Origin of the sequence: Tardiphaga robiniae, assembly GCF_013359755.1 — a bacterium.
Lineage (GTDB): Bacteria > Pseudomonadota > Alphaproteobacteria > Rhizobiales > Xanthobacteraceae > Tardiphaga > Tardiphaga robiniae.
Map to the genome: position 1 here is coordinate 1 of NZ_JABMCJ010000052.1, position 23,124 is coordinate 23,124.

A 23,124-nucleotide genomic window follows, 5' to 3' on the forward strand; every position below is an offset into this window, starting at 1 on the left:
AGTGGCAGACCCCCGTAGTGGGGCCGGACGGTGACCCAAGGCCTCCCGAGTGCGTGAGGGAACGTCTCCCTCCCGCCCGCAGGCGCCACATCCCGCCCCGCGCTAACAAGCGTCCCTGGCAACGCCCCTCAAAGTGGGACGGGATGCAATGGAATATAATCTGCATTGGAATGGCGTCAAGGATTATTTTCAATATTTCTTGAGGGCGTTCGGGTGCAGGGCGTATCACGTGCCCGTCCTCATGAAGATGTGATGACCGATATCGGGCGACTCTTCGCGACGTGATCGGTTGCGAGCTTTGTTGTTCGCGGCATCAGACCGGATGGTCACAGTTGATCGCTAAAATGGCGCGCGACGTCGACGCGTCGGCGCACTCCGACCTTGGTGCGTGCGCATCCTCAAGCCAATGAGCCCGCGATGCCGATCCAATTCCGCAAGACCTCAATCAGATCTCGCAAGCGAACACTGGGACTGGCCGCCTTCGGCCTGATCCTGGACGCGATCGTCAGCCATCCCCGCGTCGACGTGCCGGCGATGGTGAATGTCGCGATGATGTCGCGTTTCGCCGTAGCGCCTGTCATGGCATCGCTCGGCAGTCTGTCATGGACGACCAGCACAGGTTCGAGCAACACCGTCGCGACGACGCCGGTGATGAGCGCGGATCATGTGACACGGATGTGCGCGCGGGCGCATGGCAGCGCAAGTTGATTGACAACCGGATCTCTTGAACAACAAAGGCCCGGATGAAGCAGGCGCTTCATCCGGGCCTTGTTGGATCAGACGGTGTGTGGACTCAGGCGACGCGCTTGATGGCGTCGCTCAGGATCGAAACGATCTCGTCGATCTGGTTCTTCTCGACGATGAGGGGCGGCGACATCGCGAAGGCGTCGCCGCTCTGACGCAGATAGAGGCCGCGGTTGAAGCAGTCGACCATGACGTCATAGCCGCGCGCAGCCGGTGCATCCTTGCGGGGTGCAAGTTCGACGGCGCCCATCAACCCGCAATTGCGGATGTCGATGACATTGGGCAGGTCGCGGAGCGCGTGCAGGCTATCGCGCCAGTAGTCGGACAGCGAGGCACCGCGCGTCAGCAGTCCCTCGCTCTTGTAGATGTCCAGCGTCGCGATGCCCGCGGCGCAGGCGACCGGATGCGCCGAATAGGTGTAGCCATGGAACAGCTCGATCTGGCTTTCCGGTCCGGTCATCAGCCCGTCATAGATCTTGCGGCTGGCGAACACGGCGCCGCAGGGCACGGTGCCGTTGGTGATGCCTTTCGCGGTGGTCATCAGGTCCGGCGTCACGCCGAAATAATTTGCGGCGAACGGCGTGCCGAGACGGCCGAAACCGGTGATGACTTCGTCGAAGATCAACAGGATGCCGTGCTTGGTGCAGAGCTCGCGCAGACGCTGCAGGTAGCCCTTCGGCGGCGGCAGCACGCCGGTCGAACCGGGCACCGGCTCGACGATGACGGCGGCAATGGTGTCGGCGCCATGCAGCGCGACCAGACGCTCAACGTCGTCGGCGAGTTCGGCGCCGTGCTCCGGGAGGTCCTTGGAGAATGCGTTGCGTGCGAGATCGTGGGTGTGGCGGATGTGATCGGTGCCGGGTAGTTGGGCGGACGAGAAGGCGCGGCGGTTATTGACCATGCCGCCGACCGAGGTGCCGCCGAAGCCGACGCCGTGATAGCCGCGCTCCCTGCCGATCAGGCGCGTGCGCGAGGCCTGGCCGTTGGCGCGATGATAGGCCAGCGCGATCTTCAGCGCGGTATCGCCCGACTCCGAACCGGAATTGGTGAAGAAGATGCGGTCGAGGCCGGCGGGTGCGATCTCGGCCAGACGATTGGCGAATTCGAAGGCGAGCGGATGGCCCATCTGGAACGCGGGGGCGAAGTCGAGGGTGGTGAGCTGCTTCTCAACTGCACTGGCGATCTCGCGGCGGCCGTGGCCGGCATTGGTGCACCAGAGGCCAGCCGATCCGTCGATCACCTTGCGGCCGTCTTCGGTGGTGTAATACATGCCCTGCGCGGATGCGAACATGCGCGGTGCCGCCTTGAACTGGCGGTTGGCCGTGAACGGCATCCAGAACGACTCGAGTTGTAGCGTGTTCGGAATCTGATGAACGGTCACGGCGCGGCTCCCTTGGCTGATTCAGCATCTGGATCATGTTCGCCCGAATGCAACAAGTCCTTTTCTCGATCTGATTAACCTGTTGATTTTATTGAATGGGCCGGGTCATATTTGTTCGATCCGAAACACTCGCAACAGGGATTTGGCGTGACCATCGATCTAGGCGAACGGCTGCGCTTCGTGCGCGGGCGTCACAAGCTGTCGCAGCGTGAACTGGCCAAGCGCGCGGGCGTGACCAATTCGACGATCTCGCTGATCGAGTCCAACCAGATGAATCCGTCGGTCGGCGCGCTCAAGCGTATTCTCGATGGCATTCCCATGGGGCTCGCCGACTTCTTCGCCATCGAGCCGGACCGACCGCGCAAGGCATTCTACCGCTCGGATGAGCTGACAGAAATCGGCAAGACGCCAATCTCCTATCGCCAGGTCGGCGACAATCTGTTCGGCCGCAGCCTGCAGATCCTGAAGGAGCGCTACGAGCCGGGCAGCGACACCGGACGGGTGCCGCTGGTGCATGACGGCGAGGAGGGTGGCATCGTGGTGTCAGGCCGGCTGGAAGTGACCGTCGACGAGGAGCGCCGCATCCTCGATCCCGGCGATGCCTATTATTTCGAAAGCCGCCGTCCACATCGCTTTCGCTGCGTCGGCGCGAAACCCTGCGAAGTCATCAGCGCCTGTACGCCGCCGACGTTCTGAGGATCTAAGCCACGCCGGGGCTAACGGGAGGTATCGATCCCTCTCATGAGCAGGTCGATACTGGCATCGGTAAAGACCGCGACGTCGATCTGCCTTCGCGTTCCAAATAGCAGTGACCACACGGTCAACAGCAGCGCCGGGCTCATCACGATCTCGGTGAATGTGCTGGCCTGCGACGGGCGGAATTCGCCGGCCGCGACTCCCGCTTCGATCACCATCCGGAACTGGTCGATGACCGGCCGCATGAACTCGTCATAGTGCCGGTCCACGAGGTCGGGGAAGCGGGAGCCGTCGGCGATCAGGAAGCGGAGTGTTTCGCGGAAAGGTCTGTCCTCGGCAATCTTGCGATACACGAAGACCATGAGCGCACGCAGGCGTGCGTTGTATGATCCTTCCAGTGTCCCGGCATAGCTTTCCAGTTCGGGAAAGAACGCCTGGGACTTGTATCGGATCATCTCGTCGAACACGCGCTCCTTGGTTTCGAAATAGAAATAGATCGTGCCCTTGGTGACGGATGCGCGGGCGGCGACATCCTCCAGCCGGGTCGCCGCATAGCCGTTTTTGGCGAATTCCTCGAAGGCCGCGTCGAGGATCTCGATCGGTCGTTCCGCTTTTCGTCGGGCGCGCTTCTTCAGCTCAGCATTCATGGGACCAGGATAATCGATCCCCGGCAGGGCCGCTATTGACTTTTGAGTCAGTCAATAATAGTGAGTGATTGCTCACTTAACACGCGCGGTCAAATGCATAGTGCTTTCAAAATGATGTCTCCGTTGCCAGCCGATGCGGCCGGCACCGCAGATCGGCGACGCAAGCTGATCGAAACCGTGGCCACAGCGAAAGCGAAATGGATTGCCCATCAGGCGCCCGACCGGGCGAGGGCTGCATGATGAATGCGGATAGTGACGCATCGCCGCCGCGACTGTTCCGTGGTGCCCGTGTCCGGATGAGCGTTCTCGGTCGTGAGCGGCATCCGAAATACGGCGATCGCCAGGGAGTCATCGTGGGCCGCGGCTCGCCGAGCAGTTGGCGGGTGAAGTTCGACGAGCGCACGACCGTCCAGGCGATCCACCGGGACTACCTCGAACTCGTCGCACAACCCGCGGCGGCATCCCTTCAGGTCGCCCAGCGACGCGGTTCTATGGACGGGGCGTCGAACCCGTGAGCGCTCTCCTGACCGAACATGTCATGCGTGGCCGCCGTTGGCGGCCGTCGGTTTCGTTGCCTGTCGCTGCGGCGCTGAGCCTTCTGGTCGCCGGATGTTCGTCATTGCCACGGACACCGCATAGCGCCGCGGATGCATCCAGTGCGCGCGTCCTCGATCTTACGGACCTGCGCCGTTATGCGGACGAACCGGCCTCGACGTTCCGAAGCGGTCAGAACCAGGTCGTGTTGCGGGGGCCTCGAACCTATCTGGCGCTGTCCGGAGGCGGGGCGGACGGCGCCTATGGCGCCGGCGTGCTCAATGGCTGGACCGAGGCAGGGACGCGCCCGTCGTTCTCGATGGTATCCGGTGTGAGCACCGGCGCACTGATCGCGCCCTTCGCATTTCTCGGTCCCGACTATGACGCGACCTTGCGTGACGTCTACACCAGCGGCGTTGCCGCGAGCCTGCTCGATGCACCCAATCCGTTCAATGCGATCTTTGGTTCTGGCCTGTTCGGCAACACGCGGCTGCGCGAGCTGGTGGCGAAGTATATCGACGAGACCTTTGTCGCGGCTGTCGCAGCCGAACATGCGAAGGGGCGGATGCTGTTCGTCGTCACGACCAACCTGGACTCCCAGCGGACCGCCATCTGGGACATGGGACGGATCGCTTCGCTGCGTACGCCCGAAGCACTGAACCTGTTCCGGGATGTTGTCGCGGCTTCGGCGAGTCTGCCCGTGGTGTTTCCGCCGATGCTGGTGACCGCGGAGGCGAACGGCAAGCGCTTCGAGGAGATGCATGTCGATGGCGGCGTCACCGCGCCTGTCCTGACATTGCCGGAGGCCTTCCTGCTGCGCGACGCCACATTCGCCAGGGCAGAGAAGCTGCAACTCTACGTCCTGATCAACAACAAGATCGAACGGGAATTTCAGGTCATTCCCAATTCCACCATCGAAATCGCTGCGCGGGCGTCATCGACCGTGACGAAGATTCAGACACGGTCCATCCTTTACAACACCTATGCCTTCGCCCGCCGCAACAAGTTCGGATTCAATCTGACCTATATCGAGGGCGATCGACCGCCATCGCCGATGTCCGGCTTCGACACCGCCTATATGCGCGCGCTGTTCCAGTACGGTTACGAGAGGGCGCGGGGCAATCGTCTCTGGTCGAAATCCCCGCCCTCCGACGATCAGGATTCCGTGGCGGCGTCACACACAGCAATCACGCGGCAAGTCGCAAGCGGCAACTGATGCGCGATGCGACGTTCAAACCCGGCACATGCGTGCTGAAACAGGAGTGACCTCATGAGACTTTCTATGCTTCGCAAGATCGTTTCACCCCGCCGGATTGCGCTGGTGTCGATCCTGCTCGTCGCCGCCTCAGGTTCGGCGGCGGCGCAGTCGCCGCCGTTCACAGGCCTTACCGGATCCTGGGCAGGCGCAGGAGCGATCTCGCTGTCCGACGGATCGAAGGAGCGGCTTCGCTGCAAGGCGACATACCAGGTCAGCAATGGCGAAAGGCGGCTCCTGCAGAGCTTGCGTTGCGCGAGCGACAGCTACCGCTTCGATCTCAACAGCGACGTGGTCAGCCAGGATGGCACCATCGCCGGGACATGGAGCGAAACCAGTCGCGGAATCAGCGGAAGCATCGCGGGCCGGGAGTCCGGAGGCCTCATCTCGGCCGTCATCGACGCGCCGGGCTTCTCGGCCAGCCTGTCGCTCTCGACGCGCGGCAACAAGCAGTCTTTCTCCATATCGTCCGAAGGCGACATCCGGAACGTCACCATCAACATGAGCCGAAACTGATCGGGATCGTTGCTCGGAGATCGCAGGTGTTTCACAGGCGCACGTTGCGAGGCGAGGCAGGGTGCAAGTGCCAATGACTCGCGGGAGGTGAATGTCCGCGAAGAACGACGCATCCTCGCTTCCGGCGATGCCTGTTGTTTCGAAAGCCGACGTCGGCATCCGTTCGCTGCGTCGGCGCGAAATCCTGCGAGGTGATCAGCGTCTGCACGTCGCCGACATTTTGAATGATCTAAGCTGCGCTCTCCGAGCGATGCGTGACGTCACCACGACCGGCGATCAAGCCGGCGATTGAGATATCCTCGTCAAGGGCTTCCCAATGCAGACCGTCGCGGCCGATCTCGACCTGATTGCGCTGGTCGGGCGTGGCATTCAGCAGGCGCGGAAACCAGGCGAGGGGGACGCCGAGCGTTCGCCCGTCGGTCAGTTCGACCCACATGCTTGCGTCATCGAAACGAACGCTGGTTGCCGAAATGGTCATGCCACGCCTTCAGGATCAGGTCGCGATTGTTCGCAACGGTGCGCAGAATAGCCGAAAGCTCGCGCGGGTTGAAGCCGTAACTGTCGGCGATCTGGATGTCTGGCGCGATCCAGACCTTGGCGTCGCAGCCGTTGCCCCTGATGTGGATGTGCTGCGGCTCGGGCGGCCGTCCTTCGTTCGAGTAGAAATAGTAGCGCAAGCCGCCGGAGCGAAATACGACGGGCAAGATAACCTCCGCATGGCTTTCGCGTGATGTTCCGTGAGTGTAGCCCGGATCACGTGAAGTGCAACCTAGGGTGGATTCCTGATGCGCGGCGAGGTCACGGACGACACAACGATTCCTCTGTGTCGACGTGAGCGCGGCGCACCTGAATTTGAATGGCCGCCCGCGCGCCAAATCTCTATGCTGTGGGCATGTCGCGATTCATGTGTCTATTGATTGCTCTCGTCCTGTCGCTCACTTCCGCCGTTGCGCTGGCGGCGCCGGCGAAAAAGAGGCCGCAGCAATGGAAGGGCTACGGCTTCCTGCCGGGTTATCACCAGCCGCTGAACAACAGCGTTCCGCTGTTCATGCAGAAGCGCGCGGACCTGCGCATGGCCAAACGCGACCGGCGCCATTGGTATATCGACCGTACGCCGGTCTATTACCGCTGGTCCGACGGCGAGAAGTATTATTTCGGCCGGCCCGGCTTCTATCGCGGTCAGTACAATGGCGGCAGCATGGGCCCATGCTGGACGCGAACCCCGATCGGACCAATCTGGAATTGCGGCTAGGCGAGGTGGCGCATGTCGCAGCGCCGATTCCAGTGAAGGCTGCTGGCCGACGTTGTCGCGACCCTTATTAAATCATCGCTGCGACTATCTGTTGCTCCGGTTTGATCGCGGCGGAGTTCAAAAGCGCCGTGAAAGCAAAATCAACGAAAACACATTTCGAGTTCCGACCACTATCTTCGCCTGACAGGACTTTGGTTCAGGGGCGGAGATATCAGTGGCTAAGATTTCACGACGTGATGTGTTGGCAGGTGGCGCGGCCATGCTTGGGTCGCTTGGCGGATCCGGGGGGACGTTCGGCCAGCAGCCCACCGAGAATTTCGATCTCGTAATCCGGGGCGGCGAGGTCATCGACCCCAGCCAGAATCTGCGCGGCATTCGCGATATCGGCATCAAGTTCGGGCAGGTCGCCGCCGTCGAGCCGAGCATTCCTGTCGAGCGGGCCAAACAAAGTATCGATGCCAAAGGCAAACTGGTGACGCCCGGCCTCGTCGATCTTCACACCCATGTCTATCCCTATGGGTCGGCGATCGGCATTCCGCCGGATGAGCTGGTGCCGTTCTCGGCGACGACGACCTATGTGAGTGCCGGAGATGCCGGCGCCAACACCTTTGCCGGCTTCAAGCGCGACGTCGTCGGACATTCGCGCAGCCGACTGTTTGCCTTCGTGCACATTTCGACAATTGGCCTTGCGGGTTTTCCCGTCGGCGAGTTGCTGAATATCGACTACGCGAATGTCGATGCCGCGGCGCGCACGATTGCGGAAAATCCCGATCTCGTGCTCGGCGCCAAGGTGCGCGAGACGCTGGCATTCGTCGGCAATAACGGCATCGAGCCGTTGAAGCGCGCCATTCTGGCCGTCGAACGCTCGGGCACCAAGGGGCGGGTGATGTGCCACATCGGCAATGCACCGGGCGATCTGTCGGTGCTCGTCGATACGTTGCGTCCCGGCGATATCCTCACGCATCCCTACAGCGCGCTCGGTAACAACACGGTGCAGAACGGCAAGGTGCTTCCGGCGCTGTTGGAGGCGAAGAAGCGCGGCGTCATCATCGATGTCGGCCATGGCGCCGGCAGCTTCGACTATGACATTGCCGAGGAGGCGATCCAGCAGGGGCTCGTGTTCGATACGATTTCCAGCGACGTCCATGTGGCCGCGGCGAACACGCCCAGCAGGCCGTATTTGCCCTGGGTGCTCAGCAAGTTTCTCGCGCTCGGCTTCTCGCTCGATCAGGTGATTGCGGCCGCCACGATCAAGCCGGCCAATGTCATCAACCGTGTGCCCAAGCTCGGCACGCTGCAGGTCGGCGCGCCCGCGGACGTGGCCATTCTCGAACTCGTCGAAGGCCCGGTCGAACTGCTCGACACCTCGAACAAGCCCCGCACCGGCAAGGCCTATCTGAAGGCGGTTCAGACCGTGCGCGGCGGGGTCCCGTTCGGACGGCCGTATTCTCTGCCGTTCTCGGCAAACTGACGAGAGCGACGCGGTGCCTGGGTGAGCGAAGCGACAACCGGGGCTATGCTGGCCCGGCTATGGTGCCGCACGCTGACGTCCTGCTGGAATTTACCGCCGCCGGGGAGGGGGACGGCGATCGCGCTTCGGCACGCTGGTCTGCCCTGCGTCTGCCGCGCGCTCAAGGCATCTGCCACGGCTTTCGAGAAAACCGCCATCCGGTCTAGGCTCGCACCAACCGAATCTCGAATTGGACGTGCGACATGACATTGGCGATGAGCTGGGACGAATGGGCCAAACACGACGCGGTGGCGCTGGCCGCGCGCGTGCGCAAGGGCGACCTGACGCCGGCCGATCTGGCGGCGCAGGCTGCGGCCGGCATCGCCAGGACTAATCCCGCGCTCGATGCCGTCGTCGAAGTGTTCGACGACGTCGTTGCCGATCCTGCCAAGGACGGTATGAATGCCGAGGGCGCGTTCGCTGGCGTTCCTTACCTGATGAAGGACCTCGGCCCGACCCTGAAGGGACGGCTGCAGGAATTCGGCTCCATGATCATGCAGGGGCATCGCCCCGCGCAGGACAGCTTCCTGACCGGCAAGATCCGGGGCGCCGGGCTCAACATCATTGGCCGCAGCACCACGCCGGAATTCGGCGTCTGCAGTTCTGCCGAGAACAAGCTCTATGTCACCCACAATCCCTGGGACACCGACTACACCACCTGTGGCTCCTCCGCCGGCTCTGCGGCGATGGTCGCGGCCGGCGTGCTGCCGATCTCCCATGCCACGGATGGCGGTGGTTCGATCCGCATTCCCGCAGGTGTGAACGGCCTGATCGGTCTGAAGGTCTCGCGCGGCGTCTATTCGCTGGCGCCCGTGCTGTCGGACCTGTCGGGGCTTGTCTCGATCCAGGGCTGCGTGAGCCGCAGCGTGCGCGACACCGCAGCCTTCGTCGACAATTGCCGCGGCGGCGCTCCTGGCGAATTCATGCCGTTCTGGTCGCCGGCCGAACCCTATAGCGACCTGATCAAGCGCGATCCCGCCAAATTGCGCATCGCGCTGTCGCATGAGTGGGGCGACTACAAAGCGCCGCCGCATTTCGTTGTGGAGCTGGAGCGTGTCGGCAAAATGCTCGAAGGGCTCGGCCATCACGTGGAATGGGCGTTGCCGGAGGTGGATTTCCGCAAGGCGTTCGCGGCGCAGACGACCTGCTATATCAGCAATTTTGCGCAGGTGATCGCCGGTCATCTGGCGCGGCTCGGTTTGGATAAACCGACCACCGATCTGCTGGAGCCGATCAATATCAAGATCTGGGAGAGCGGACTGAGCACGTCCTATACCGAGCGCAACGCGATGCAGGCGGTGTTCAACACGACGTCGCGGGCCTTCGGCAATTTCTTCGAGCGCTACGACATCATCCTGACGCCGATCACCGCCAAGCCGACGCCGAAGGTCGGCACATCAGAATATCTCACCACCAGCACCAATCCGTCGGTGCATGACTGGTTCGCCAACCTGTGGAAGAATTTCGCCTATACACCGCTCGCCAATCTGTGCGGCATTCCCGGCATCTCGCTGCCGCTGGCGGCGCAGGAGAACGGACTGCCGCTCGGCATCCAGGCGCAGACGCGTCAGGCCAATGACGGCCTGCTGCTGCAACTGGCCGCGCAGATCGAGCGGGCGATCGACGGCCAGTGGAATGGCGGCAAGCTGCCGGCAAAGCATGTCAGCCGGCAATAGGCGCGTCGGCAGATACTGTCTTCGTCACGCTAAAGATACGTGACGCAACGGATATCGAATGGATCGAACATGGTTTCAAGCTTACCGGCTCCCGTGTCCCAGTCGGTCGTTGCCAGGCTGACGCGGGCGGCGATATTCCTGGTCGTGACGATCAATCCGGGACCGGCCCCCGAGAAGGCGGTTCGTGGCTTGTGCGGCGACCTGTCCAGCCTGTTGCGCGGCGTGGGCTTCCGCAATCTCAATGGGCAGTTGTCCTGCATCATGGGGTTTGGCTCCGAGGCTTGGGCCCGGCTGTTCGGAGCGCCGGGTCCGAAAGACTTGCATCCGTTTCGCGAAATTCGCGGCGTGCATACCGCCGTTTCGACGCCCGGCGACATCCTCTTTCACATCCGCGCGGCGAGCATGGATCTCTGTTTCGAGCTGGCGACGCACATCATGTCGCGGCTCGCCGACGCGGTTTCGGCCGTGGACGAGGTGCACGGTTTCAAATTCTTCGACGACCGCGATCTGATCGGCTTTGTTGACGGAACTGAAAACCCTGTCGGTCAGGCCGCTGACGCGGCCACCCTTGTCGGCGATGAAGACCCCGGCTTTGCCGGAGGCAGCTACGTGATCGTGCAAAAATATCTGCACGACGTCGCGCGATGGAACAAGGTGCCCGTCGAGGAACAGGAGAACATCATCGGCCGGCACAAGCTGTCCGATATCGAACAGCGCGATTCCGAGAAGAAGCCGTATGCGCACAATGTCCTGACGTCGATTGAAGAGAATGGGGAGCAGCTTCAAATTCTGCGCGACAACATGCCGTTCGGCGAGGTAGGCAAAGGTGAGTTCGGTACCTATTTCATCGGTTATGCCCGTTCCCCGCAGCGCATTGAGAAGATGCTGGAGAACATGTTCATCGGCAACCCGCCTGGCACTTACGACCATCTGCTGGATTTCAGCCGCGCGGTGACGGGGACGCTGTTCTTCGTTCCCACAGCGACGTTCCTGGACGATGTCGATCCCGAGGCTTAACCGCTGAGCCCTCATCTGCCCCCTACTTGCTGAACAGGAGATTGTGCATGGGTGTCGATCTCTTGAACATCAAGGGTCTCACAGAGCTCGCGCATCAGGGCCCGATCGTCATGGTCAATCTGATGCGATTCCGGGAGCGCTCGCTCGACGGCGATGGGTCGGGCTGGGATGCCTATCTGCGTTACAGCGCGCTGACCGTGCCGATGATCAAGGCCCGCGGCGGCACATTGCTGTGGACCGGTGACGCCAAGGCCGTCGCGCTCGGCGAACCGGATCACCAGCAGTGGGACTATCTGGCGCTGGTGTATTATCCCTCCGTTGCAGCCTTCATCGAGATGATGACGTCACCGGACTATGAAAATCTCTGCGACCCGCACCGGACCAACGGCTGTGCCGAGCATGTGATCATTTGCACGAGCGAGGCTTACAGCAAGTTCAAGATCGGCTGAGGGGGATCGCCACCGGATTTCGGCTTATTCGAGCCACCAAACCTCACATGAGCCGGGTGGCGATGAGGACGGAGATTACGAGCAGAACCGCGACGATGACCACGACGAAGGGGAGCATCGCGCGATAGGCGTCCCGCTCGTGGCCGGGGGTGCCGGCGAGATTGCAGACGATCGACATCCGCACCGGCGAGACCATGTTGAGCGACAGTGCCGCGGCGTGCTGAAGCGCGACGACGGCGGCGACGTCGAGGCCGGCCTCGGTCGCAAGGCTGAGCTGCGACGGCATGAACAATCCGTTGGCCGCATTGCCGCTATTGGCCAGCGCGCCGAACACGGCGGAGATCATCGGCGTGACCGTCACCGACCAGACCCCGAACGTGTCGTACATACCGCGGGCGAGGCCGCCGGCGATGCCCGAGCGCGACAGCAGTTCGGCCATCATCGAGAACACGATGACGGTAAGCACCGCGAGCCGGCCGGTCTTCCAGGCGGCTGCGATCTCCGCAGGGAAGGCCCGCTGATGGCCGTGCAGCAGGGCGGTCAGCACGGCGGCTGCGACCAGCCAGGTGCCGGCGTGAAACAACGGTGCCCAGATAGGCACGCCTGCGAAAGGCTGGATGCTCCAAGACGACTGCAGGAGGTGATTGAGCGGAGGCACGAGGCGCGTCAGCGCGAGCCATCCGATCAGCAGCGTGAATGGCAGCATGCGCCGTGCCGCAGCGGCGATCGCCGCGCGGTCCGGCTTTTCGTCGATGAGATAACGCAGCACGATGGCTGGCCCGAACGCTGCCAGCATCGCCGGCTCCGGCCCGAGAAACGCCGTCGCGACGATGGCGAGGCCGAGACTGCCGAGCAGCCAGAGCGCCTCGCTGGCCCGCTCGCGCCAGTCGGCATGGATGCCGGCGCGCTCCGCCATGCGCCAGTAGATCGGCAGCCACAGGATGTTGAACACGAGGTAGATGAGACTGGTGTGCAGCGCGAGCGCGGTGGGATCGGTTCGCGCGAAGGCGGCGCCGACCACCGCGCCGCTGCCCATGGCGCCCCACACGATCATGGTCTGGCTGATCAGCGAGAAGGCGAGCAGCTCGATCGGCTTCAGGCCGAGGCGGCGGATCAACACCATCGTCCCCATAATGCCGATGCCGAAGCCGGTGGCGGATTCCGCGAAGGGCCCGATCAGATAGCAGGCGGTGAACAGCAGGCGACGCCGCGCTCGCGCATCCGGCAGTGACGTCTCGACCGGCATCGCCGCGTCGCCGGGGCGGATCGCCATTTGCCAGAACAGCAAGCCGCCGAGAATGTAGGGCACGACGATCCAGCCGATCCATGCGCCGCGCAGCAGCGCCGTTCCAGCGTCAGTGATCGAGAACAGTTGCGGGGCGGTGGCCAGTGCGACCGCAAGTGCCGTGGCGAGGCCGATCAGCGAGGCGGGAAGCGTGCCGGCGAGTCCGCTGGCGATGGCGCCGATCACCGCCAGCGCGGGCAGCGCCCAGATCAGGTAAAGCACGTTCCGCCCCCAGGTTTCTCGTTGGGGGCTGGATGCGCGGGAAAGGCAGGGACGTCAACCGCGCTGCGCGCATAGGGCGCGTGCAACGTCGATCCGCCCAGCGCTTGCTGAACCGCAATGCGTTTTGCCCGACCAACCCTGGGTGAGAGCTGATACCGAGACGCAGCCTCGCTCAATCAGCCCCGGGAGAATGGACGTGACGTCGAAAGCATTGGTGATCGCGCTGGCGCTCCTGGCGTCTCCGGCAGTCGCCGCCTGCAACGAGCCCGGAACCGGTACCAAAGACACGCCGATCTTTTCGCCGCCGCTTGGCGCCGTCGTCACCGGTACGGGGCGCCTGCAGTTTCATTCGGCGCCAAGCGCGCATTGCGCGATAGCCGGTGTGTTTGTCATCCCCAGGGATCATCTGGTCGCTTATGCTGAAACGCGCGACGGGTGGACCTCGGTGATGTATGCGCGTGCGACGGGCGGCGGCGTCACAGGCTGGGTCAGATCATCCCGCCTGAAACACACCGGCACAGTCGGACCGCAATAGGCGACACGTTAGTTGTCGAAGCCGACGAACACCGTCGCTTCCTCGACCGACTTGCGTTCGGACACCACCGCATTGGCGGGAAAGCTGTCATCCGGCCATCCGAGCGCAATGCTTTTCATGATGACCTGATCGTCCGCAATCCCGGCATGCTCGCGCACCACCGGTGACTGCATGATGCCCTGGCTGTTGATCACCGCGCCAAGGCCGCGCGACCAGGCGGCGTTGACGAGTGCGGTCGCCACGGCGCCGCAATCGAACGGCGTATCGTCGCTGCCATCCAGCACGCGGTCATAGGTCACGATCACGCAGACCGGCGCGTCGAACTGGCGGAAGCCGCGCAGCACCCAGTCCTGCCGCATCTCCTTGTCGTCCCTGGCGATCCCCATCGCCGAGAACAACTGCTTGGCGACGCCGACCTGCCGGTCGCGGTGATGACCCCCGAAAGCCTGACCGGTGCGAAATTCGCGTGACTGCGGGATACCTGCGATCATCCGTTCGGTATTTCCGGCGCGGATCCTGTCGAGCGGCTCGCCGGTCACGACATAGAAATTCCATGGCTGGGTGTTCATCGACGACGGCGCGCGCATCGCAAGGTTGATGATTTCCTCGATCAGCTTTTTGGGGACCGGATCTGGTTTGTAGCCGCGGATGCTGCGGCGGCCGAGAATGACGTCATCGAACTTCATAGGCCTGGAATCTCCCGGGGCGTTTCTGAATTGGACGGGATATTCCCGGTTTCCTGGGCCGTGTGCAAGATTGACGTGAGGGGCAGGAGGCGGTCGCCGTTCAGTTGCAGGGCGGAACAGCGAAGCGTATTCCGCTGCGCAAACATCTCGATGGCGGCGGATTACGCTTCGCCAATCCGCCCTGCGATTGCTAGTGTTGTTGTTCAATCCCATCATGCCGGGCCGAGGGCGATGAACACACGCAGCGATCATCTTGAAAAGCCAATGACGTTCGATGGCGTGACGCTCACGCCGCAGAAGGAAGTGGTCCGCGCCTTCTACAAGGATATGTGGGACCATGCGGACGTGACTTTGATCCCGCAAATTTTCCATGAGGATTTCACCTTCAGGGGATCGCTCGGACCGGTGCTGGTCGGACATGCCCAGTTCGCCGACTACGTCCGCTGGGTCACCGGCGTGCTGCAGAATTATACGACGGACATTCTCCTGATGATCGAGGAGGGCCATCGCGTTTCCGGCAAGGTCTACTTCCATGGCGTTCAACGCGAAGCGATGTTCGGCAATCCGCCGACAGGAAAGCTCGTTGGTTGGCTTGGAGCGCCTATCTTTTCGTTCGACGGGCCGAAGGTGCGCGACCTCTGGGTGCTCGGTGACATCTACAGCCTGCTCGGGCAGATCAGGACAGATGGCATGCAGGGCAACGAATTTTCCACGTCTCGCTGAGACTGGCTGAAGCGAACTTAACCCATCCGATTGAGTTCCTCTCCTGCAGCGACGTCCAGCGATCATGACCATGTGGCCAGACGTCGCGCTTGCCACATTTGCGATCTGGTTACTCGTTAACATGGTAACACGCAGGCAATACGTACCCTGCGCATAACCATATGTTGTTACATTGTTGCGGATCGACATGAATCGCCGATCCGTGCTACCTCGCTCGCAGAGTTTGAAAGAGACGCTGAAAGTGACGATTTTCGCCCGCATTCTTCGCCATGGCCTGCTGCGCATCTCGCGCAAGGCGTTGGTGATGGTCGTGCTGGCGACGTACATTTTCGCCGGCGCCATGCACGGTCTCTGCGAATGCGATGTGACCAATCCGACGGGAGTGACGATCGTTTCGCTCGCGGAGAAGGCGACCGGCCATTCCGACAAGGGAGTTGTCGCGGACAATCACTGCCACGGCTGCTTCTCCGTGACAGCACAGCCGCTTGTCTTTGCGGCGATGCCCGTCTCCATCGAGACCCGCACTGCGGTCTTCCATGATGTCGAACGTCGCAGCCTGCCGCGCGGGATCGATCCTCCCCCACCCAAATTCCTGACCTGACCGTCATCGCCGGGCGCTTCGCGCCCAGACTCCGTCATTCGTCAGGTTTCCATCATGTTCTCGAAGATCGCCACGCGTTTTGCGTGCGCGGCTGTGCTCTTCGTCAGTTCGTCGCTGACGGGGGTAGCTCATTCGCAAACCCTCACCATGGGTGCTGCGCTTCAACGCGCGCTTGCCGCCAGTCCGCGTCTGACAGCCGCCGAGCGTGACGTCGGGATCGCGCGTGGTCAGCGCATCCAGTCCGGCGCGCTGATCAATCCGGAGATTTCGTACGAGCAGGACAATTCGTTCGGTTCGGGCGCCTACAGGGGAACCCGCTCGGCGGAGACCACGCTGCAGGTCAGCCAGATGTTCGAGCTGTGGGGCAAGCGCGACGCGCGCATCGCCGCCGGTCAGGCGGGCCTCGACGTCGCGGGCATTGGACGCTTGGCCGTCCGGCTCGAAGTGCTGTCCGAGACCGCGATCGCCTTCGTGAGCGTGCTCGGCCTGCAGCGGCGGATCCAGATCCTCGACGAACAGAGCGAGGCGATCGACAAGATTTCGCCGCTGCTGCAGCGGCGCATCGAGGCCGGCGCATCGTCCATCGCAGAGACCGGACGCGCCGAGGTCGCATCGGCACTGGTCAAGGCCGACCGCGAGCGCACCAGGTCGTCTCTCGCGAGCGCGCGCCGTGAACTGGCGATCCTGATGGGCGATAGCGCGGCGAAATTTGCGGCTGTCTCCGGACGGCTGGAAGCGACCGGCAGGCCGCCGACCTTTCAGTCGGTGGTCGCGGCGATTGACGCGAATCCGCAGCTCGTCCGCTGGAAGGCGATCTATGCGCAGCGCAACGCCGAACTGCTGCTCGCCCGGCTGAAGCCCTATCCGGACGTCACGGTATCCGCCGGATGGCGCCGCTTCAGTGAGACCGGCGACAACGCCGTTCGGCTTTCGCTGTCGGTGCCGATCCCGGTGTTCGACCAGAACCAGGGCAACATCCTCTCCGCGCAGGAAAGCCTCGCCAAGACCGCCGCCGAACGCCAGGGCAACCGCAACATGCTGATCGTGGTGGCGGGCCGCGCCTATGACTCGCTGCAGGGCGCGCTGCGCGAACTCACCATCCTGCGCGAGACCGCAATCCCCAAGTCCAGGGACGCGGCCGATGCGATTTCCGAAGGCTACGGGCAGGGACGTTACTCGCTGCTCGAAGTGCTCGACGCGCAGGCCAGTGTCGCGCAGGCGCGCCTGCGCGAACAGGAAGCCCAGCAGAATTTTCACGTCGCCGTCGCCATCATCGAGGGGCTGGTCGGCAATCCGTTTGCACTGGCGCGGGGGAGCGCACGATGAACAAGCCAATCATGTTCCTGGTAAGTGCGGCCGCGATCTTCGCGCTCGGCGCCGGCGTCTACGCCACCGCACCGAGCAAGTCCGATACGCAGACCGCGGCCGCGTCCAAGGCCGCCAGGCCAGGCGACAAGGCCAAAGGCGAGAAGGAGAAGGGCGAGAAGGGCCACGACGAGAAAGGCCACGGTGACGAAGGCGTCGTGGAAATGAGCGACGCGCGCGTCGCCTCGTCGAACATCGAGATACTCACCGCCAAAAGCGAAACGCTGCACGACTCTCTGGTGCTAAACGGCATCCTGCAGCCCAATCAGGAAACGCTGGTGCAGGTGACCCCGCGCTTTCCGGGCGTCGTGCGCGAGATCAAGAAGCGCATTGGCGACACCGTCGAGAAGGGCGAACTCCTCGCGAAGATCGAGAGCAACCAGAGCCTGAGCGTCTATGAGATGCGGGCGCCGATCTCGGGGACGGTGATCGACCGCCAGATCTCGCTTGGCGAATATGCCTCCGAACAGAAGCCGGCCTTCATCGTCGCTGACATCTCGACGGTCTGGGTCGATCTGTCCGTCTACCGTCGCAACCTGCCGCGCGTCCGGATCGGCGACAGGATCCTGATCGATGTCGGCGATGGCGGAAAGCCGATCGAGGCCAGCCTGTCCTACATCTCGCCGGTTGGCAGCAGCGATACGCAGAGCGCGCTCGCCCGCGCCGTCGTGCCGAATATCGACATGCGCCTGCGCACGGGCCTGTTCGTCTCGGCACGGCTGATCCTGTCAGCCAAGCCGGTCGCGATCGCCGTTCGGGCGTCGGCGATCCAGACGGTCGAGAACCGCAGCGTCGTATTCGTCCGCAACGGCGACAAGTTCGAGGCGCGTGACGTCGAACTCGGCGCGCGCGACTCCGACAATGTCGAGATCCTGTTCGGACTGCTCGACGGCGACAAATACGCGGCGAAGAACAGCTTCATCGTGAAAGCGGAGCTCGGAAAGGGATCGGCGTCCCATGAACACTGAGCTCGCTCTGGGAGTTAGGTCATGATCGACAGGCTTCTTGCATTCTCCGTGCACCAGCGCTGGCTGGTCATGATCGCCGTGTTGATGATGGGCGCCTTCGGCGTATGGAACTTCACGCGCCTGCCGATCGATGCCGTTCCTGACATCACCAATATCCAGGTTCAGATCAACACCAACGCGCCGGGCTTCTCGCCACTGGAGGTCGAGCAGCGCATCACGTTCCCGATCGAGACGGGGATGGCCGGCCTGCCGAACCTCGTGAACACGCGCTCGCTGTCGCGCTATGGCCTCAGCCAGGTCACCGTCGTGTTCAAGGACGGCACGGACATCTATTTCGCGCGTCAGCTGGTCAACGAACGCGTCCAGCGGGTGAAGGACTCGCTGCCGACCGGCATCGAGACGGCGATGGGACCGGTCTCCACCGGCCTCGGCGAGATCTACATGTACACGGTCGAGGCGAAGGAGGGCGCGAAGAACGCCGAAGGCAAGCCCTACACGCCGAGCGACCTGCGGACCGTGCAGGACTGGATCATCAAGCCCCAGCTCCGCAACGTGCAGGGGGTCAACGAGGTCAACACCATCGGCGGTTTCGAGAAGCAGTTCCACGTGCTTCCGGATCCGGCCAGGCTGATGGCCTACCGTCTGAGCTTCCGCGACGTCATGACGTCGCTCGCCAACAACAACGCCAATGTCGGCGCCGGCTACATCGAGAAGAACGGCGAGCAGTATCTGGTGCGCACGCCCGGACAGGTCGCTGACGTCGAGGAAATCAGGCAGATCGTCATCGGCTCCCGCAACGGCGTCCCGGTCCGCATCCTCGACATCGCGGAGGTCAAGGAGGGCACGGACCTGCGCACCGGCGCGGCGACCGTCGACGGCAAGGAAGTCGTGCTCGGCACGGCGATGCTGCTGATCGGCGAGAACGGCCGGACCGTCGCGCAGCGTGTCGGGCAGAAGCTGGAGCAGATCCAGAAGTCGCTGCCGGAGGGCGTCTCTCTCCGTGCGATCTACGACCGCACCCATCTGATCGACGCGACCATCACGACCGTCGAGAAGAACCTGGTCGAGGGCGCGCTGCTCGTCATCGCGATCCTGTTCCTCATCCTCGGAAACTTCAAGGCGGCCTTCGCCACCGCGCTCGTCATTCCGCTGTCCATGCTGTTCACCATCACGGGCATGTTCGAGAATAAGGTCAGCGCCAATCTGATGAGCCTCGGCGCCATCGATTTCGGCATCATCATCGATGGAGCTGTCATCATCGTGGAGAACTGCCTGCGTCTGCTCGCCCATGAGCAGGCGAAGCGAGGGCGCCTGCTCAGCCGCGAGGAACGCTTCGAGACGATCATCGAAGCCTCGCGCGAGGTCATCAAGCCCAGCCTGTTCGGCACGCTGATCATCGCGGTGGTCTATCTGCCGGTGCTCACGCTGACCGGCGTCGAAGGCAAGATGTTCACGCCAATGGCGCTGACCGTACTGATGGCGCTGCTGGGCGCCAGCATCCTGTCGATGACCTTCGTTCCGGCCGCTGTGGCGCTGTTCGTGACCGGCAAGGTCTCCGAGAAGGAAAACTGGTTCATGCGCGCAGCGCGCCGGACCTATGTGCCGCTGCTCGATCTCGCGATCCGTCTGCGCCTCGTCGTGGCGGCCGCGGCCGTGGCGCTGGTCGTCGTGAGCGGATACGCCGCGACGCGGATGGGCGGCGAGTTCATCCCGAGCCTCGACGAGGGCGACGTCGCGATCCAGGCGATGCGCATCCCCGGTACCAGCCTTACGCAATCGCTCGAGATGCAGATGGCACTCGAGCGGAGGCTGGCCAGGATTCCAGAGGTGAAGGAATCCTTCGCCCGCACCGGTACCGCGGAGGTGGCGACGGACCCGATGCCGCCGTCGATCTCGGACGGCTATGTCATGCTCAAGCCGCGCGACCAGTGGCCGGATCCGAAGAAGTCGAAGCTCGATCTGATGAAGGAGATCGAGGCCGCATCCGAGGAGGTCGCAGGCAGTCTTTACGAACTCTCGCAGCCGATCCAGCTTCGCTTCAACGAACTGATCTCGGGCGTGCGTAGCGACGTCGGCGTCAAGATCTTCGGCGACGACCTCAATGTGCTGGCAGGGATCGCGGGGCAGGTGCAGTCGGCGCTACAGAACATCCAGGGCGCCGCGGACGTCAAGACCGAGCAGGTCGCCGGGCTTCCGGTGCTGACGGTCAAGCTGGACCGCAAGGCGCTGGCGCGCTTCGGCATCAGCGTGTCGGACGTGCAGAACCTGGTCGAGATTGCGGTGGGCGGCAAGACCGCGGGCCTGGTGTTCGAGGGCGACCGCCGCTTCGACCTCGTCGTGCGCCTTCCGGACGAACTCCGGACGGATATCGAGGCGATCAAGGCGCTGCCGATCCCGCTGCCGCCGCTGGAGGGCCAGCCCAGCCCAAACAAGGCGATGCCGGCGGCATTCGGCACCTCGCCGCTGGCCCAGATGCGCTACGCGCCGCTGTCGGAACTGGCGGAAATCTCGGTTGCGCCGGGTCCGAACCAGATCAGCCGCGAGGACGGCAAGCGGCGTATCGTCGTCTCCGCCAATGTGCGCGGGCGCGATCTCGGCTCTTTCGTCGGCGAGGCGCAGCAGCAGATCGCACAGAAGGTCAAGTTGCCGGCGGGCTACTGGATCGGCTGGGGCGGCCAGTTCGAGCAGCTCGTCTCGGCGACGCAGCGCCTGACCATCGTGGTTCCGATCGCGCTGTTGCTGATCTTCCTGCTGCTATTCATCAGCCTCGGCTCCGTGGCTGACGCCTTGCTCGTCTTCAGCGGCGTACCGCTGGCGCTCACGGGTGGCATCTTCGCGCTGCTGTTGCGTGACATTCCGCTGTCGATCAGCGCGGGCATCGGCTTCGTCGCGCTCTCGGGCGTCGCGGTGCTCAACGGTCTTGTCATCATCACCTTCATCGAGCGGCTCCGCCGCGACGGCAAGAAGGTGATGGAGGCCGTGCGCGAAGGCGCGCTGACCCGCCTCCGGCCTGTGCTGATGACTGCGCTGGTGGCATCGCTCGGCTTCGTGCCGATGGCGATCGCGACGGGGGCGGGGGCCGAGGTGCAGCGCCCGCTCGCGACGGTCGTGATCGGCGGAATCGTCTCGTCCACCATCCTCACGCTTCTCGTTCTTCCGGCGCTCTACATCCTGTTCCGCCGGGAATCGTCGCCTGCCCATGCAGAGCCGAAGCCCGTCCATGCCATCCAGGGAGACCATTGATGAAGACAATCCTGCTTGTCGCAGCCGCGCTGCTGTTCGCCGCTCCGACGATGGCCCAGCACGCCCATCAGAAGGGGCCGAATGGCGGACCCATGGAGGATGTCGCCGGCGTGCATGTCGAGATGATTGCTGCGGGGAAGGTGCTGACTTTCAATATCCTCGACGAGGCCAACAGACCGCTCCCGGCCGGCGGCTTTTCCGGCGCCGTGCTGCTGACATCCGGAAGCGACCGTGAGACGCTGCCGCTCGTCACCTCCGGGACTGCATTGAAAGCCGAAGCGAAGGGCGACATCGCCAGGGGCACGTCGGTGAGCGTCACGCTGAAGACCGCCGACGGCAAGTCCGGGCAGGCCAGGTTCAGGAACTGAGGGGATCAATCCCGGATGACGCAAGAGCTTCATCCCGGCGGCGCTTGCTCGACCCAAACTACGCGCTATTTATCGCTATCGGATGCCATCAGCAGGAACTTGCGCTTCAGCGCGTTGACCCTGGAGACGTAACCCGCAACGGAATGGTCGCCGCATCGCTCACTGGCCGTCATCTGGAAGCGCCGGCGTGCATAAGCGGTGGCGGGTCCTCCACCGCACAGATGGATGAAGGCGGCGAGATCCTGCACCTGTTGCGGGGGCGGCGCCACGCCGCCGGCGCGCGCGAGGACGGCGGCGACATTGCGGTCCAGATAGATTGATGCGAGCTCGGTGGCATGGCTCGGGATGGCACGAATATAGGGGCCGAAGCCGCAGCCCGTATCCTGAACCGCGTTCGCCCGGATGCAGAAGCGCGAAACTTCGGCATAGGCCGGATCGGTCATTTGAAAGAGACCGACGGCGCTGGATGCGGGGCGATAGATCGCGAACGGATTGAAGCTGAACCGCCAGCGCCAATAGGTACGGTCCAGGGGATTGCCGGAACTCTCGACCTGCGCCAGCGCAGCGAGCAATTCGGGCGTGATCGACCGCGTCGAAAAGGCGCGAAACAGCGGCCCGTAATGCCGCCACGTCTCGGCCGGCTCCTTGTCCAGCCTGTGGCCGACAAAGAAGAACAACTCGGTCGGCTTGTGGATCACGTGATAGATGAGGTTGGACAGCACGAGGGTGACAAGCACGATTGCGACGGCGCCAATGATTTGAATGGTGCGCGGCAGTTTCGCGAGCTTCCGTTGCGCCGAGCGCAGGCTGCGCCGCCAGCGGTGACGGCGTTTGGCGCTGAAGATGAACGGGACCTTCGTCATGGCTGATGGCAGCGCGCTAATCCGCCTGCGGCTGGCTGATGCCGAGCTTCTTGACGCGGGTGCGGACTGATAGCGGTGACCGCTTCAACCGGATCGCGATCTCGTTGACGCTGCGACCGACCGACAATTGCCGCCGCAATTCTTCGTCCTGCTGCGAGGTCCAGACGGCGTCGGATTTCTGGCTTAGTTTCATGAGAACTTATAATAGTCCGTAGCCCGGATGAAGCCAACGGGTCGCGCGTCGCGCGCCCGATGATAAACTCCGCGTAATCCGGGCTACGCTTGCTTTCGCGATATGCAGTTCCCCCGCTTCACAGCGCCGGACGGCGAGCGGCCGGGTTTCGTGATGCGCGGGTCGCGATGGTTTCACCGGCAGCAAACATCCCGATGTTGGTGGATGACGCTTGCTGGTTGGATGTCGCAGTGAAGGCCAACGCATTGACGTTGGTGCATCCGATTACTGGTTCTGGATGGAGACGCTCATTCCGCTCAGGTCGAAATCGAACTGGAGGCCCAGTTGCTCGCCTTCCAGCGTCAGGACGACACCCTTGGCGTTGCGCATCTGGATGGCGCGCCTGCCTGCACCGA

25 protein-coding genes are annotated in these 23,124 nt (G+C 63.2%); 17 read left to right on the forward strand and 8 right to left on the reverse strand.

The window, feature by feature from the left end:
- Positions 1-417 precede the first annotated feature (417 nt).
- Positions 418-708, forward strand: coding sequence for a hypothetical protein (locus HP556_RS00315; RefSeq protein WP_175365479.1), 291 nt, complete (start codon positions 418-420; stop codon positions 706-708).
- An 85-nt stretch (positions 709-793) separates the two neighbouring features.
- Here HP556_RS00315 and aptA read toward each other — a convergent pair whose 3' ends face one another.
- A complete protein-coding gene (gene aptA / locus HP556_RS00320; protein ID WP_244528215.1) occupies positions 794-2,125 on the reverse strand; it encodes an omega-aminotransferase AptA in 1,332 nt (443 codons plus the stop codon).
- A 147-nt stretch (positions 2,126-2,272) separates the two neighbouring features.
- On the opposite strand from aptA, the gene HP556_RS00325 reads away from it, so the two are divergent.
- Positions 2,273-2,821: a cupin domain-containing protein gene (locus tag HP556_RS00325; protein ID WP_089264656.1), complete on the forward strand. Its 549-nt coding sequence runs from the start codon at positions 2,273-2,275 to the stop codon at positions 2,819-2,821.
- Positions 2,822-2,841: 20 nt separating this feature from the next.
- Here HP556_RS00325 and HP556_RS00330 read toward each other — a convergent pair whose 3' ends face one another.
- Positions 2,842-3,468: a TetR/AcrR family transcriptional regulator gene (locus tag HP556_RS00330; protein WP_120292463.1), complete on the reverse strand. Its 627-nt coding sequence runs from the start codon at positions 3,466-3,468 to the stop codon at positions 2,842-2,844.
- A gap of 236 nt (positions 3,469-3,704) precedes the next feature.
- On the opposite strand from HP556_RS00330, the gene HP556_RS00335 reads away from it, so the two are divergent.
- The 3 genes from HP556_RS00335 to HP556_RS00345 all read left to right on the forward strand — a co-directional run bounded on the left by HP556_RS00335 (position 3,705) and on the right by HP556_RS00345 (position 5,773).
- The gene (locus HP556_RS00335) at positions 3,705-3,983 is read left to right on the forward strand and encodes a hypothetical protein (protein WP_231080520.1); all 279 of its coding nucleotides are present in this window, start codon (positions 3,705-3,707) and stop codon (positions 3,981-3,983) included.
- A gap of 23 nt (positions 3,984-4,006) precedes the next feature.
- The gene (locus HP556_RS00340; RefSeq protein WP_175365495.1) at positions 4,007-5,218 is read left to right on the forward strand and encodes a patatin-like phospholipase family protein; all 1,212 of its coding nucleotides are present in this window, start codon (positions 4,007-4,009) and stop codon (positions 5,216-5,218) included.
- 105 nt (positions 5,219-5,323) lie between these two features.
- Positions 5,324-5,773, forward strand: a complete 450-nt coding sequence (locus HP556_RS00345) for a hypothetical protein (RefSeq protein ID WP_338053897.1) — start codon at positions 5,324-5,326, stop codon at positions 5,771-5,773.
- Between the two features lie 229 nt (positions 5,774-6,002).
- On the opposite strand, the gene HP556_RS00350 is transcribed toward HP556_RS00345, so the two are convergent.
- A complete protein-coding gene (locus HP556_RS00350; RefSeq protein WP_175365480.1) occupies positions 6,003-6,251 on the reverse strand; it encodes a DUF2442 domain-containing protein in 249 nt (82 codons plus the stop codon).
- Positions 6,217-6,477, reverse strand: a complete 261-nt coding sequence (locus tag HP556_RS00355) for a DUF4160 domain-containing protein (RefSeq protein ID WP_175365481.1) — start codon at positions 6,475-6,477, stop codon at positions 6,217-6,219. Before HP556_RS00355 ends, HP556_RS00350 begins: the two co-directional genes overlap by 35 nt.
- Positions 6,478-6,665: 188 nt before the next feature.
- On the opposite strand from HP556_RS00355, the gene HP556_RS00360 reads away from it, so the two are divergent.
- The 5 genes from HP556_RS00360 (at position 6,666) to HP556_RS00380 (ending at position 11,677) form a co-directional block, all read left to right on the forward strand.
- Positions 6,666-7,025: a hypothetical protein gene (locus HP556_RS00360; protein WP_175365497.1), complete on the forward strand. Its 360-nt coding sequence runs from the start codon at positions 6,666-6,668 to the stop codon at positions 7,023-7,025.
- 214 nt (positions 7,026-7,239) lie between these two features.
- Positions 7,240-8,496: an amidohydrolase family protein gene (locus HP556_RS00365; RefSeq protein WP_175365482.1), complete on the forward strand. Its 1,257-nt coding sequence runs from the start codon at positions 7,240-7,242 to the stop codon at positions 8,494-8,496.
- A gap of 242 nt (positions 8,497-8,738) precedes the next feature.
- Complete coding sequence (locus HP556_RS00370; RefSeq protein ID WP_175365483.1) at positions 8,739-10,211, forward strand: amidase; 1,473 nt, start codon at positions 8,739-8,741, stop codon at positions 10,209-10,211.
- Between the two features lie 69 nt (positions 10,212-10,280).
- Positions 10,281-11,228: a Dyp-type peroxidase gene (locus tag HP556_RS00375; RefSeq protein WP_175365484.1), complete on the forward strand. Its 948-nt coding sequence runs from the start codon at positions 10,281-10,283 to the stop codon at positions 11,226-11,228.
- 47 nt (positions 11,229-11,275) lie between these two features.
- A complete protein-coding gene (locus HP556_RS00380; RefSeq protein ID WP_175365485.1) occupies positions 11,276-11,677 on the forward strand; it encodes a DUF1330 domain-containing protein in 402 nt (133 codons plus the stop codon).
- Between the two features lie 43 nt (positions 11,678-11,720).
- Here the strand turns inward: HP556_RS00380 and HP556_RS00385 are convergent, their stop codons facing one another.
- Positions 11,721-13,184 carry an L-lactate permease gene (locus tag HP556_RS00385; protein ID WP_175365486.1) on the reverse strand — a complete coding sequence of 488 codons (1,464 nt, stop codon included), beginning with the start codon at positions 13,182-13,184 and terminating at the stop codon, positions 11,721-11,723.
- Positions 13,185-13,380: 196 nt separating this feature from the next.
- On the opposite strand from HP556_RS00385, the gene HP556_RS00390 reads away from it, so the two are divergent.
- Entirely contained in the window at positions 13,381-13,719 is a 339-nt protein-coding gene (locus tag HP556_RS00390; RefSeq protein WP_175365487.1) for a hypothetical protein, read from the forward strand.
- 8 nt (positions 13,720-13,727) lie between these two features.
- Here HP556_RS00390 and HP556_RS00395 read toward each other — a convergent pair whose 3' ends face one another.
- Positions 13,728-14,405, reverse strand: coding sequence for a nitroreductase (locus HP556_RS00395; RefSeq protein ID WP_120292480.1), 678 nt, complete (start codon positions 14,403-14,405; stop codon positions 13,728-13,730).
- A gap of 264 nt (positions 14,406-14,669) precedes the next feature.
- Here HP556_RS00395 and HP556_RS00400 point away from each other — a divergent pair, with 264 nt between their 5' ends.
- The 6 genes from HP556_RS00400 to HP556_RS00425 all read left to right on the forward strand — a co-directional run bounded on the left by HP556_RS00400 (position 14,670) and on the right by HP556_RS00425 (position 21,673).
- Positions 14,670-15,128: an ester cyclase gene (locus tag HP556_RS00400; protein ID WP_175365488.1), complete on the forward strand. Its 459-nt coding sequence runs from the start codon at positions 14,670-14,672 to the stop codon at positions 15,126-15,128.
- A gap of 241 nt (positions 15,129-15,369) precedes the next feature.
- The gene (locus tag HP556_RS00405) at positions 15,370-15,729 is read left to right on the forward strand and encodes a hypothetical protein (protein WP_175365489.1); all 360 of its coding nucleotides are present in this window, start codon (positions 15,370-15,372) and stop codon (positions 15,727-15,729) included.
- Between the two features lie 54 nt (positions 15,730-15,783).
- Entirely contained in the window at positions 15,784-17,055 is a 1,272-nt protein-coding gene (gene ihpA / locus HP556_RS00410) for a divalent metal ion exporter subunit IhpA (protein WP_175365490.1), read from the forward strand.
- Complete coding sequence (gene ihpB / locus HP556_RS00415; RefSeq protein ID WP_175365491.1) at positions 17,052-18,062, forward strand: divalent metal ion exporter adaptor subunit IhpB; 1,011 nt, start codon at positions 17,052-17,054, stop codon at positions 18,060-18,062. The genes ihpA and ihpB overlap by 4 nt, the downstream gene beginning before the upstream one ends.
- Positions 18,063-18,083: 21 nt before the next feature.
- Positions 18,084-21,305, forward strand: a complete 3,222-nt coding sequence (locus HP556_RS00420; protein ID WP_175365492.1) for an efflux RND transporter permease subunit — start codon at positions 18,084-18,086, stop codon at positions 21,303-21,305.
- Positions 21,305-21,673: a hypothetical protein gene (locus tag HP556_RS00425; RefSeq protein ID WP_175365493.1), complete on the forward strand. Its 369-nt coding sequence runs from the start codon at positions 21,305-21,307 to the stop codon at positions 21,671-21,673. Before HP556_RS00420 ends, HP556_RS00425 begins: the two co-directional genes overlap by 1 nt.
- A 65-nt stretch (positions 21,674-21,738) precedes the next feature.
- Here the strand turns inward: HP556_RS00425 and HP556_RS00430 are convergent, their stop codons facing one another.
- Positions 21,739-22,536, reverse strand: coding sequence for a lysozyme family protein (locus HP556_RS00430; RefSeq protein WP_175365494.1), 798 nt, complete (start codon positions 22,534-22,536; stop codon positions 21,739-21,741).
- Between the two features lie 16 nt (positions 22,537-22,552).
- On the reverse strand, positions 22,553-22,729 hold the full coding sequence (locus HP556_RS00435; RefSeq protein ID WP_158005736.1) for a hypothetical protein: 177 nt from the start codon (positions 22,727-22,729) through the stop codon (positions 22,553-22,555).
- Positions 22,730-23,124 lie beyond the last annotated feature (395 nt).